The sequence below is a fragment of the Okeania sp. SIO2F5 genome (assembly GCF_010692685.1).
Lineage (GTDB): Bacteria > Cyanobacteriota > Cyanobacteriia > Cyanobacteriales > Microcoleaceae > Okeania > Okeania hirsuta.
This window is the reverse complement of sequence record NZ_JAAHGU010000025.1, coordinates 57917-70439: the sequence shown is the minus strand read 5'-3', so window position 1 is coordinate 70439 and position 12523 is coordinate 57917. Positions and strand designations below refer to the sequence as shown.

Here is a 12523-nt window from a genome sequence, read left to right as displayed (position 1 = left end):
ATTCATACAATGTTCCATACTCAACGTGATGATTCAAAATGGTAAACCCCAGAGCTACAAAGTAGAAATCTAGTTAACTTCCAACTAAGGGAGTTTTTGGCGATCGCTACTTTCATGCAACAAAGCCATTATTAGGTATTAAATTTAGAATTTGCTCTGAAAATTGGTTTTCTTTTGGATACTCTTCAATCCATTCAAAAGGAGGATAACGCATATTATCTATCAATAATTCATAAGCCGTCTTTAAATATTCAAAAGAATCTATAGATGATTCATTACTGCTATTTTCAATTTTCATCTTTTCATAAGTTTCTTTGGAGCAAAGTAGAGATTTATCTATCTAAAGTAGAGATTTATCTATCTTCAGTTCGTCGTATTTATTAATTGCATTGTAAAAATTCATCAAAAATTTAGCACCATCTATACCAACTAACTTAATTATTCCTGTACTACTAGACAGTGAAGTTAGATTAGTATCAAAATGTTCTACATTATCTGTGATTGATTTTTGGAGAGTAGCAGAAAATCTCTTAATTCCTATGATTGGAGAGGTGATACTTTCTGCTAATATTCTATACAAAACTAATGAATTTTTACTGGGAGGAATACTTCCTAAAACTAAGCCTAAACCATCTATGATTACAGCAATTATTAAAGAAGCAACAGCGATCGCTTCTCTTTCTTGGTAAACCTTAACAAAAGGAATTAAAAAAGCTTCAGAATTTTCATAATCAGAAAATTGTGGCTGTGATACTTTATAAGTTTCAGGAATAGCACTCCATGCTTCTAAGTTTATATCGTAGATTTCTTTTGGTTTTAATTTTTGTTCTTGAATTTCTTGTGCAGAGAGAGCGAGTAGATTGTTAATTCTATTATCCTGTGCAATGTTTTTAATTTCATTAATTTCATCTTGTACTTTTTCCTTTTCAAACGTCAATTTTTGACATTCTGCTCCACAACCAGGAGGATTTCCTCTAATGCCATTTATTTCATCCTGTATTCGCCTTTCCAATTCAGATTTTTGCGCTTCTAACCTTGGAAGTTTATCTGTAAAATTACTTTTAACTTTTCTCACTAAACTATTATGAGCTTGTATTTTTTTAGGAGAGTTTTTTGTTAGTTCGCCACCTAAAGTTTCATCATAAATAAAAAATAAATTGCAGTAGATACTCACTATAGTCAAAACTAGAATTGAAAACCACCTTCTTTTAGGACCTCCATTTCCTGCTTTGAAAATTAAAAGTAATATGAGTAAAAATTGAAAAGTTCCACCAAGAAAACCAGAGAGTATTTTACTGGACTTTGAGAAAACGATCGTAGCTACTCTTACAGTCGTATAGCCACTAACTAACTGTAATATTACTAGGCATACAGTAAGGGAGTTTGTGCTTTTTATTCTAGCTATAAAATCCCATGTAAGATGTTTTTTCAGTGTGAGAAAAAAGTCTCTTGATAGATTTATTTCTTCTAACTTCTGTTGGTTATTTGAACTATCACCATTTGGAGATTCTTCCTGTTGAGTTAGACTCTTTGTATTATTTATAATATCAACATTTTGAGCTTCTTCATTAAGGGCTGAACTCTGACCATGTTGAGTAGACATAACTGCTTGATTAGGTAACAACTACAAGGCATCATAAACTATAAGATCAAATCAAAATGTGACATAAAAATTAATCTTTGGTAATTTTAATCACAAGAATTAATTTCGTTATTAGATAACAAAATACTGATTAAATCTCTCCGTTTTTTTACTTACAATATAGTTAAGTTTAAATGAGTGATTATATAAATTTACAGATATTTAAAAAGTTAATTTTACAGGGGTTTCCTTTGCTATGAGGTACAGTCCAATCTTCTTAGTTTTTTATATCATGTTCCCCTCCGGGGGAGCTACGCTAACGGATAATCAGTGATAAAAAACCTTTTCCCTTCTAACCTTTTCTTTCCTTCTGCCTTATCTCCTCCAAAGTGTAAGTATTCAACCGAACATGATATTACTTCTGACTTAAAATAAGGTGTACCTCATTACATCGGAAAGTGCTGTATGTTAGTAAAGGGAATTAAAAAAGGAAAAACTATCGAGTTATTAGAGGAAGTAAATTTACCCGATAACCAAGAAATTTTAATAGAAATTAAAGAGGTTAATGATTTTTGTTCAGCCTATCAAAAATTTAGGGCAAAAATAGAACAAAAAGGAATTACTTTTGATGATAATACTTTTGAGAACTTACGAGATAAGTCACCAGGGAGAGAGGTTGATTTATGAGTTTAAACTATTTGCTAGATACTAATATAATTTCTGAATCTATACGTCCTTCTTCGTTGACCTGAAATGATTGAGAATTTGAAAGCCTTGTGAAGTCAAGCCTAGAGACAAAAAATGACCCTAAATACTTGCTGGAAGTAAAGAGAGTTGGAGAGCGATCGCTAAATAGATGTTCAATTTTCTGAGTTAATAGTCTGTATAATTAGCGATTTCTAGACAGCAAAAAATAGAACAGTACCAAGACACTGCTATTGAAATTCTCTGTTTCCAAGTTAACTATCCAGTTAACTGGTTTTATTCTTTCCTTTCTTTTTAGATTTTTTCTTCTTACTTTTTGCCCCCTTAGTTTTTGCACGCTGCTGAACTACTTCCGGTGGCGGACCATAATCTCCATTAACAAAATATTTTCGTTCTACTATATGTTCTGGATCTACTTCAATCCACAGACGAGCTCCCCCAGCTTGACTTTTGTTCGGGTTATGAGGCTGATAAACAATTTGGCAAGGTCCGTTAATTTTAAGGGCATGGCAATAATTCTTTTTATCTCCCACTTTCACTGCAACGGCTGGATGAGAAGTTCCATTGTCTCGGTTATAGTCAATAGTCTTTCGCAGAACATGAACAATAGTCTTAGCTTTGCGTTGAAGTTTATTCCAACTACCTTCAGGACCACGACAACCTGGTGTAATCTCTGGCATTCCGCGATGGTTGAGAGGAATTTGCCAAAATCTTTTGACTTTTCGAGCGCCGATAACGCGACCTTTATTCAGCAAAAACCGCAATCTACCTGTTGAAATATTTAGCAGAAAAGCTGCTTGTGTAGTACTAACTAATGAGACAGTCATAACTATAACGTTAGGGTTTTAGGTTCTATATAAAAATTATAGAATACTTAGATAAAGTAATCTTGAATTTAGCAGAAAAGTCAATGGTTGGCAAGATAAAGAGAAAAATTATTTGATCTTTCTCTATAATGAAACAGAGACAAAGTGGATTTTTTGATTGCTCTGTAATCTATATTTATCAATAGTATTTCATCAATTTTAACTATAAGTTAAAATTGATGAAATACCTGTTTTGGCCTGAATATAAGGTAGGCGAAATACTGATAAATTTACTTGCAAAAGCCGACCGCATCTGCCAACTTGGCTCTTCTCGAAACTCGTAAAAATTTTGGTCGCTTATAGATTTAGCTAATTTATAATTAACAAAAATCCCTACGCTCCCTTATTAAGAAAGCGCGGGAATTTTTACCAAGAAAATGGGTCTGAAGCCTCGCCCTTCTAGGGCGACTTTTTATTGGTTTATTGGTGAAAAAGTAGTAAGTATGCTATCATATTATTAGTTTAAACAAAAATTATGAAAGCTAGATTTAAGTATCGTATTTATCCAGCACCGGGACAAAAAGCCAGATTAGCAAAGCTGTTTGGTTGTGTTCGTGTTGTGTGGAATGATAGTCTAGCTTGCTGTCAGGAAAAGTACAGATTAGGAGAAAAGAAACCCACTAATTCTGAGCTACAAAAACTCTTTATTACTCAAGCAAAAAAGACTGAAGACAAAGAATGGTTATCAGAGGTTTCAGTTGTACCATTACAGCAATCATTGAATGATTTAAACCAAGCTTATCAAAACTTTTTTAGTTCGACAAAAGGCCAGAGAAAAGGCCAAGCCATAAAACCTCCCAAATTTAAAACCAGGAAATCAAAACAGACTGCCAGGTTTACCTTGAGAGGGTTTAAAGTACACCAAGATAAAGTTTATTTAGCTAAGATTGGAAAGCTTAAAGTAGCCTGGTCAAGAAAACTACCCAGTGAGCCTAGCTCAGTAACAGTAATTAAAGATTCAGCTAATAGATACTTTCTTAGTTTTGTAGTAGAAATACAACCAGAAACCTTACCAAAAACTGATAATTCAGTAGGTATAGATTTAGGAATCAAAACTTTTGCTACATTAAGTAATGGTCAAAAAATTGATGCTCCAAAACCACTAAAGAAACGAATTAATAAATATCGAAAGTTAAGCAAATCATTATCTAAAAAAACTAAAGGATCTAAAAGATATGAAAAAGCTAGGTTGAGAGTGGCTAAATTTCATGCCAAACTGAAAGATACAAGAACAGATTTTCTGCATAAATTATCTACTAAAATAATTAGTGAAAACCAAACAATTGTTTTAGAGGATTTGAACGTTTCTGGTATGGTAAAAAACCGTAAATTATCCAGAGCTATATCTGATTTAGGTTGGAGAACATTCAGAACATTCCTAGAAGGAAAAGCAGAAAAATATGGTCGTGATTTTCAAGTAATTAGTCGTTGGGAACCCACATCTCAAACTTGCTCTAGCTGTGGGTTTAAAGGTGGAAAATTAGACCTTCAGGTGCGAGAATGGGAGTGTCTCAACTGCGGCGCAAAACATGATAGAGATGAGAATGCAGCGATCAATATATTAGTCGCCGGAGGGCATTCGGAGACTAAAAACGGACGTGGAGGCAAGCGTCAGACTAGCGTCAAGGTAGCAGCAGCCTGTGTTAGCGGAGCTTTGCGCCAGCAAAACGTCAACCCACCGAGGAGTTACGGCTCGGTAGGAATCCCCGTGCCTTTAGGCCGGGGAGGATGTCAATATCTCAATTAAAAAACTAACTCAACCCTACCAACTTTGAACTTAATTCCCAAAGCTTAATCGCTTTATCATCATCACTCGCTTCATCAGAAACTTCTTGCACAAAAGACTGACGATCTTTCTTCTGTCGATTTCCCCAACTCCAATACATTCCAGACTCCTTATACTCAGGATCTTTAACTAAAGCAGCAACTCTTTCTCCTGCTAAATCTTGAGAAACATATCCCCCAGTAATATTTTTCTGGAATAGCGGGAAAATTTTCTGGAATAAAGGATAATGATTTCGGAATAGAGGCGTATCTGCCACACATCCAGGATACAGAGAACTAAAAACAATCCCTGTTGACTCGTGATAACGCCGATGTAACTCCCGCATTGTCAAAACATTACAGAGTTTACTATCTTTATAAGCCTTACCAGACTTAAACTTTTTGCCATTAATCATAGAAATAGGAGCTTTGAAACCTGCTTCAAAACCCTGAAGATTTCCCAAATCTGGAGGTGCTGGAATTGGAATTTTTCCTCCCAACTCTTTCGGGTTAGCTGTTACAGTTCCCAAAATCACCAATCTTTTATCCGCAGCAGGAGACTGTTTCAAATCCTCTAACATAATGTTACATAGGAGAAAATGTCCCAGATGATTTGTCGCCACACTCAATTCATACCCATCTGGACTACGCATCGGTTCTTTTAATAGAGGCAAATATACCGCAGCGTTGCAAACCAAAGCTTCTAGAGACCTACCGCTTTCTCTGAAAGTATTAACAAACCGTCGTACACTATCTAGACTAGCCAAATCTAGGTGCATCACAGTGTAGCTATCTTTTGCCATTCCTACTTCTTGGGCAACTTTTTCTGCTTTCGAGAGGTCTCGACAAGCCATCACTACATACCATTGACCTGTTTTTGCTAAAGCTTTGGCAGCGTGTAAACCCACCCCTGACGATGCACCTGTGATTATTACTGTTGATTTATGATTTTGTTCCATTCTCAATGAGATTTTGTAAAATTCAATTGACTAATCTCATGATTTTACAACAGTCTTGACCAAATCAAAAGTCTAGTGTGAATTACTATACCGTTTCACGGAAGTCAAAAGTCAAAACTCAAAAGTCAAAAGTAGGATTTTATAGAGCTACAAAACTTTGACTATACAGTAATTTCAGGAAATTATTTCACATTTAAAGTTGGAAACTATTTGTGACATCTTTGAAATAGAATAAATTAGACATCTCCTCCAAAACAGGGAACAGGGAACAGGGAACAGGGAACAGGGAACAGGGAACAGGGAACAGGGAACAGGGAACAGGGAACAGGGAACAGGGAACAGGGAACAGGGAACCCACCCCTCGCCCCTCCCCCTCCCAGGAGGGGAGTAATTGATAATTTCTGGATAATAATTGATTTTATTTTTGATTTTTACCAGATGTCTATTTATTTTACAGAATTACCCAAATAAACCCAGTTGCTACTAGGAGAAATTGTGGTTTTAACGATAGATATTTAGGAAAAAATTGAGTTTCTAGGTTCCTGTAAGTAAGTCATATAAAATCAATTCTTAAAAAAATAAAAAGATGTAATTTTAAATACAAATTATCAAATCTAGACTCTGATTATAGCATTAATAGGAATAATTCTCTGATTGTAAACTTTAATCACAAGACTAAAGTGTTTTTACCCTACTGATGATAGTTTTAAGAATGTAAATTAACTGACATAGGATCAAGTTATGGCAATCTTTAAAGATGACCATGAGCACGGACACCAACATATCTACGGTGGTGTCGGACCAGACGGTAGTAAGTGGTTCGGCGAAGGTTTTGAGAGCCAGAAAATTAAGGAAGGAACCTATATCATAAAATTCGAGTGTCCTTTTGATGGTATTCCAGCACCAGTTTGTACTATTACTGGAAATGAGTGGAAGACATTTAATATGTCAGTTGCCATAGTTGAAGTTAATCCAGAGTACTTCATCTGCATTACTTCATCACCTCACCAACCTATTGATTGTGCTTTTACATTTATTGCTTTTGGTGACGCTAAATAAGAGTTTTAACCCTTGCAAAAAATGTTAACAGCATATTAATTAACCTACCTATTCTATAGGTTGATAACTGTTGACTCAAATCCTAGAAAAGTCGGAAAATAGTGTATTCAATGGTTTAACCATTGCTGATATTGTCAGCAAGAAGGAATAAGCTGTTTAAATTTTCTATAGTTGATTTCAAACAGTACAGTAAAATCTAACAGGAGTCAGTAATGGCAATTTTTAAAGATTCAGCGGGAACAGCAACTCAGCACATCTATGGTGTTATTTCTCCAGACGGTAAGATAATTTCTGGTGAAGGCTTCAAATGCCACAAACTTCGCTATGGACTTTATCTAATAGAATTCGACCAGCCTTTTGTAGACACCCCAGCAGCAATTTGTACCATTTATGGAGGTGAATGGCAGACATTTAATCTGTCAGTCGCTGTCGTTGACGTTGCTCCATGGCACTTTGTATGCACTACTTCTTCACCTGACAGATCTGAAGATTGTGGTTTCACCTTTATTGCTTTTGGCAATATCTAAAACTTTGATATTCCCTCCTACCCTACCTATCAACGATACATAAATGGGTGCAAGCATTTTACCACTAGGGAATGAAAAATTTGAAAAATTATGGTGAGCTTTTTAAGATAACAGTAAATAATTGCTGTATTGAAAGCTCTATAACATTAAAATTTAGCCCCAGACTTTTTGTTTGAGGGCTTTTTAGGCTTGGGGGACATCTGTAACCGTTAATCCAATTTAGATCGAAGCTTTACCTGATAAAGTAAGGCAGAAGGATTAGAAAATAATTTAAGACAGTATCTTTATGGTAACCAGATTTGGTATTATATCAAACCCGGTTAAACAGCCATAGAATGGTTAAGTTAGGAGGAGTCAGGAGGAGAAAGAATTACAAAGATAAACGTAGTTATGGCGATTGAAGATTTTTTTTATGTCCAATTAAACGGATTTGATATTATACCGCAAAACAAATTAATATAAACTATTTTTTAAGTTACTGTAAATCTAGCAGGAGTCAATAATGACAATTATCAAAGATTCAGTGGGAAAAGAAATCCAACACATCTATGGTGCTGTTCATCCAGACGGTAACATTATGTTTGGTGAAGGGTTCCGTTCCCGCAGAATTTGGCAAGGAACCTATTTAATAGAGTTCGAGCGTCCTTTTGTTAAACAACCAGCGCCAGTTTGTACCATTCAAGGACCTGAGTGGAAGACATTTAATATGTCAGTTGCCATTGTTGAAGTTATGCCATATCACTTAGTTGTTGTGACTTCATCACCTGACAGACCTGATGATTGTGGCTTCACGTTGATCGCCTTTGGTGAAATTTAACGAACTCAGGAGTCAGAAGTCAGATAGGGGAGCCGTCGGATTGGCGACGTACAGAAGTTTTTTTGGTAACAGGGATTAGAGCAACCCTCTAAAAACATTTTGCTAATCAAGGCGGGGTTGCGCGACCCAATTATTTTGATAAATAAGATTTTTGAGATGGCAGTGAATATAGCGCTAGACTTTATAGTTTGAGGTATTTTTGCCTATTTTACTATATACTTGGGTAAGATTTCAGCTTCTGTTTCTACTCCCTTTGATCAAGATATCAAACCTTGAAACCCTATCTAAAATACTAAGCAGAAAACCTGAAAACACAAATAATATAAAACAATGAAACGAAGAAAACTCATTAACTATATTGGAACTGCTGGAAGTGTCGCAACTTTAGCCGCTTGTAGTCAAACCACCACTGAAACGACCTCTACTGATAGCTTACCCTCTGTAAAATGGAGAATGACCACGAGTTGGCCTCGTTCCTTAGAGACAGTTTTTGGTGGGGCACAAACAGTATGCGATCGCGTCGCAGCTATGACCAATGGCAGATTTACCATTACCCCCTATCAAGCTGGTGAAATAGTCGGAGGTTTAGAGGTTCTGGATGCTGTCCAACAAGGTACAGTACAATGTGGCCATACTGCTAGTTACTATTATGTTGGTAAAAATTCTGCCCTTGCTTTTGGCACCTCTGTCCCTTTTGGCTTAACTGCCCAACAACAGAATGCTTGGTATTATCATGGTGGAGGGTTAGAAATAATGCACAAGCTTTACTCCGACTTTAACATTATTAGTTTTCCTGCTGGTAATAGTGGGACGCAGATGGGAGGCTGGTTTAAACGAGAGATTAACACAGTTAACGATCTAAATGGTTTAAGTATGCGTATCCCTGGTTTTGGTGGGGAAGTAATGAAAAAATTAGGTGTAAATGCTCAAGTATTGCCTGGTGGTGAAATTTATCTAGCTTTGGAGCGAGGCGCTCTTGATGCTGCGGAATGGGTAGGTCCTTATGATGACCAGAAACTAGGTTTAAATAATGCTGCGAAATACTATTATTATCCTGGTTGGTGGGAACCTGGTCCGACTTTTGAGGTGCAAGTTAATCTGGATGAATGGAATAAGTTGCCAAAAGAATATCAGGAAACTTTTAAAAGTGCTGCATATCAAGCAAATATAAGTATGCTCGCCCAATATGATGCTTTAAACGGAGCAGCATTGGCAGAATTGATAGCAGGTGGCACTGAATTACGCCCTTACAGTCAAGAAATTTTACAAGCAGCACAGAAAGCAGCTTTTGAATTTTACGAAGAGAAAGCTAATCAGGATGCAACCTTTAAAGAAGTCTACGAACAGTGGAAAAAGTTCCGAGAACAGATTTATCAATGGAATGCTATTAATGAATTAAGTTTTGCTCAGTTTGCCTTCAATAACTCCCCAAGCTGAATCAGAAGAGAGGGGAGAGGGGGAAGAGAGGGAAGAGGGAGAGGTTGCTGTGACTAAATTTGAGAAGAGCGAGAATGTCCTAACTGCTCTGGTGGTTGCTATCAATAAATAACATATAAGATAATGAAACGTCGAAACCTAATTAGTTATGCTACTGTTGCTGGTACAAGTGCAGTTGCTTTACCTGCATTGAGTCAAACCGAACCCCAACAGATAAAATGGAGAATGACCACGAGTTGGCCGAAATCTCTCGATACTTTGTTTGGTGGAGCGCAGAGGATTTGCGATCGCGTCGCAGCTTTGACCAATGGCAAATTTACGATTACTCCCTATCAAGCTGGTGAAATAGTCGGAGGGTTGGAAGTCTTAGATGCTGTACAACAAGGTACCGTACAATGTGGTCATACTTCTAGTTATTACTATAAAGGAAAAAATCCTGCCCTAGTCTTTGCAACTTCTGTTCCATTTGGTTTTACTGCCCAACAACAGAATGCTTGGTTATATCATGGAGGGGGTTTAGAAGCTATACAAAAAGTTTATGCTGATTTTAACGTGATTAACTTCCCTGCAGGTAACACAGGTGCGCAAATGGGTGGTTGGTTTAGAGAGGAAATTAATACTTTGGCTGACCTCAATGGTTTAAAAATGCGTATTCCTGGTTTGGGAGGGGATGTGATGAGTAAGTTGGGAGTAAATGTTCAAGTGTTACCTGGTGGGGAAGTTTATCTAGCTTTAGAAAGAGGAGCTATTGATGCTGCTGAATTTAGTGGGCCTTCTGATGATGAGAAGTTGGGTTTATATAAGGCTGCAAAATACTATTATTATCCTGGTTGGTGGGAACCTGGTGCGACAGAAGATCTATTGATTAATTTAGATGCTTGGAACAAGTTGCCAAAGGAATATCAGGAAATTTTGCAGACTGCTGCTTATGAAACTAATTTGAATATGTTGGCTCAATATGATTTTTTGAATGGTGAAGCTTTGCCAAGATTGATTGAAAAAGGTGTTCAGTTGAGACCTTTTAGCCCAGAAATTATGCAAGCTGCTCAGAAGGCTGCTTTTGAGATTTATGAGGAAAATGCTAGTAAAAATGGGAGTTTTAAGGAAGTTTATCAACAGTGGAAAAAATTTCGGGAGCAAGTTTTTAATTGGAATAAAGTTAATGAGTTGAGTTTTGCTCAGTTTTCCTTCAATAACCCAAAGTGAATTTAGAATTTAGAATTTAGAATTCAGAATTTAGAATTCGCACAAAGGAAGTGTTTTTCTCACTGTTCCCTCTCTTTGTCAGTATTCCCTTGGGTCTGATATAAAATCCTGATATTACTATAGCCTGCGTCATTGCGACTGGAACGGAGTGGAAGGTTTGCGGAGCATTCCGGAACAGATAGCAATCTCAGAAGCTGTTTGAGAAGTGTTCTATGAAACCGATGAATCCGCGCAAACCTAACCCCCCTGCCCCCCTTCCCTTGTAGGGAAGGGGGGTTAATAAGCCTCTCTCGGAGTAGGAGAGAGGTTTGGAGAGAGGTTTTTATGAGTTGACAAACAGTTTCTCAAGGGTGCGCGGAGATTGCTTCCTATCGTCGCAATGACAACTATTCAAAGTGAATTTAGAATTTTGAATTCGCACAACAGAAGTGTTTTTCTCACTTTTTCTTATTCCCTATTACCTATTATACATAAAAAAATAATGAAACGTCGAAACCTAATTAGTTACGCTACTACTGCTGCTACAAGTGCTGTTGCTTTACCTGCATTCAGTCAAACCGAACCTCCACAAATCAAATGGAGAATGACGACGAGTTGGCCGAAATCTCTCGATACTTTGTTTGGTGGAGCACAGAGGATTTGCGATCGCGTCGCAGCTTTGACCAATGGCAGATTTACTATTACTCCTTATCAAGCTGGTGAAATAGTTGGAGGATTGGAAGTTTTAGATGCTGTACAACAAGGCACCATACAATGTGGTCATACAAGTAGTTTTTATTATAAAGGCAAAAATCCTACTCTTGTGTTTGCGACTACTGTTCCATTTGGTTTTACTACCCAACAACAGAATGCATGGCTATATCATGGTGGGGGTCTAGAAGCGATGCAAAAAGTTTATGCTGATTTTAACATTATTAACTTCCCTGCGGGTGGCATAGGGGCACAAATGGGTGGTTGGTTTAGGCAGGAAATTAATACTTTGGCTGACCTCAATGGTTTAAAGATGCGCATTCCTGGTTTAGGAGGGGATGTGATGAGTAAGTTGGGAGTAAATGTTCAGGTGTTACCTGGTGGGGAAGTTTATTTGGCTTTAGAAAGAGGTGCTATTGATGCTGCTGAATTTACTGGACCTTATGATGATGAGAAATTGGGTTTATATAAGGCTGCAAAATATTATTATTATCCTGGTTGGTGGGAACCTGGTCTGACTTTAGATGTATTGGTTAATTTGGATGCTTGGAATAAGTTACCAAAGGAATATCAGGAAATTTTTCAGACTGCTGCTTATGAAACTAATTTGAATATGTTGGCTCAATATGATGTTTTGAATAGTGAAGCGTTGCCAAGATTGATTGAAAAGGGTGTTCAGTTGAGACCTTTTAGCCCAGAAATTATGCAAGCTGCTCAGAAGGCTGCTTTTCAGATTTATGAGGAAAATGCTAGTAAAAATGGGAGTTTTAAGGAAGTTTATCAAAAGTGGAAAAAATTTCGGGAGCAAGTTTTTAATTGGAATAAAGTGAATGAGTTAAGTTTTGCTCAGTTTTCGTTTAATAAGTACCCAAAGTGAATTGAGAATTTAGAAACGATCCCCCTAAATCCCC

General features: G+C 36.8%; 12 protein-coding genes. 8 read left to right on the top strand and 4 right to left on the bottom strand.

What is annotated here, in order from left to right; all coding sequences use genetic code 11:
• Positions 1-112: 112 nt before the first annotated feature.
• Both F6K27_RS11890 and F6K27_RS11885 read right to left on the bottom strand, forming a co-directional pair.
• A complete protein-coding gene (locus tag F6K27_RS11890; RefSeq protein ID WP_287273357.1) occupies positions 113-298 on the bottom strand; it encodes a hypothetical protein in 186 nt (61 codons plus the stop codon).
• A gap of 42 nt (positions 299-340) precedes the next feature.
• Positions 341-1603, bottom strand: a complete 1263-nt coding sequence (locus tag F6K27_RS11885; RefSeq protein WP_287273359.1) for a hypothetical protein — start codon at positions 1601-1603, stop codon at positions 341-343.
• A 444-nt stretch (positions 1604-2047) separates the two neighbouring features.
• Here F6K27_RS11885 and F6K27_RS11880 point away from each other — a divergent pair, with 444 nt between their 5' ends.
• A complete protein-coding gene (locus F6K27_RS11880) occupies positions 2048-2269 on the top strand; it encodes a hypothetical protein (RefSeq protein WP_124144377.1) in 222 nt (73 codons plus the stop codon).
• Between the two features lie 284 nt (positions 2270-2553).
• Here F6K27_RS11880 and F6K27_RS11875 read toward each other — a convergent pair whose 3' ends face one another.
• Positions 2554-3114 (bottom strand): DNA-binding protein, encoded by a 561-nt coding sequence (locus F6K27_RS11875; protein WP_192901092.1) that lies wholly within the window; start codon positions 3112-3114, stop codon positions 2554-2556.
• A 514-nt stretch (positions 3115-3628) separates the two neighbouring features.
• Here F6K27_RS11875 and F6K27_RS11870 point away from each other — a divergent pair.
• Positions 3629-4900 carry an RNA-guided endonuclease TnpB family protein gene (locus F6K27_RS11870; protein WP_287273361.1) on the top strand — a complete coding sequence of 424 codons (1272 nt, stop codon included), beginning with the start codon at positions 3629-3631 and terminating at the stop codon, positions 4898-4900.
• Between the two features lie 4 nt (positions 4901-4904).
• Here F6K27_RS11870 and F6K27_RS11865 read toward each other — a convergent pair whose 3' ends face one another.
• A complete protein-coding gene (locus F6K27_RS11865) occupies positions 4905-5876 on the bottom strand; it encodes a protochlorophyllide reductase (protein ID WP_124147232.1) in 972 nt (323 codons plus the stop codon).
• A 741-nt stretch (positions 5877-6617) separates the two neighbouring features.
• Between F6K27_RS11865 and F6K27_RS11860 the strand changes: the two genes are divergently transcribed.
• The 6 genes from F6K27_RS11860 to F6K27_RS11835 all read left to right on the top strand — a co-directional run bounded on the left by F6K27_RS11860 (position 6618) and on the right by F6K27_RS11835 (position 12489).
• Positions 6618-6935, top strand: a complete 318-nt coding sequence (locus tag F6K27_RS11860) for a hypothetical protein (RefSeq protein ID WP_287244360.1) — start codon at positions 6618-6620, stop codon at positions 6933-6935.
• Between the two features lie 212 nt (positions 6936-7147).
• Positions 7148-7462, top strand: a complete 315-nt coding sequence (locus tag F6K27_RS11855) for a hypothetical protein (protein ID WP_124147531.1) — start codon at positions 7148-7150, stop codon at positions 7460-7462.
• Between the two features lie 502 nt (positions 7463-7964).
• Entirely contained in the window at positions 7965-8279 is a 315-nt protein-coding gene (locus F6K27_RS11850) for a hypothetical protein (RefSeq protein WP_287244357.1), read from the top strand.
• Between the two features lie 330 nt (positions 8280-8609).
• Positions 8610-9716 carry a TRAP transporter substrate-binding protein gene (locus F6K27_RS11845; protein ID WP_287273363.1) on the top strand — a complete coding sequence of 369 codons (1107 nt, stop codon included), beginning with the start codon at positions 8610-8612 and terminating at the stop codon, positions 9714-9716.
• Between the two features lie 123 nt (positions 9717-9839).
• A complete protein-coding gene (locus tag F6K27_RS11840; RefSeq protein WP_287273364.1) occupies positions 9840-10922 on the top strand; it encodes a TRAP transporter substrate-binding protein in 1083 nt (360 codons plus the stop codon).
• Positions 10923-11403: 481 nt separating this feature from the next.
• Positions 11404-12489, top strand: coding sequence for a TRAP transporter substrate-binding protein (locus F6K27_RS11835; protein WP_287273366.1), 1086 nt, complete (start codon positions 11404-11406; stop codon positions 12487-12489).
• Positions 12490-12523 lie beyond the last annotated feature (34 nt).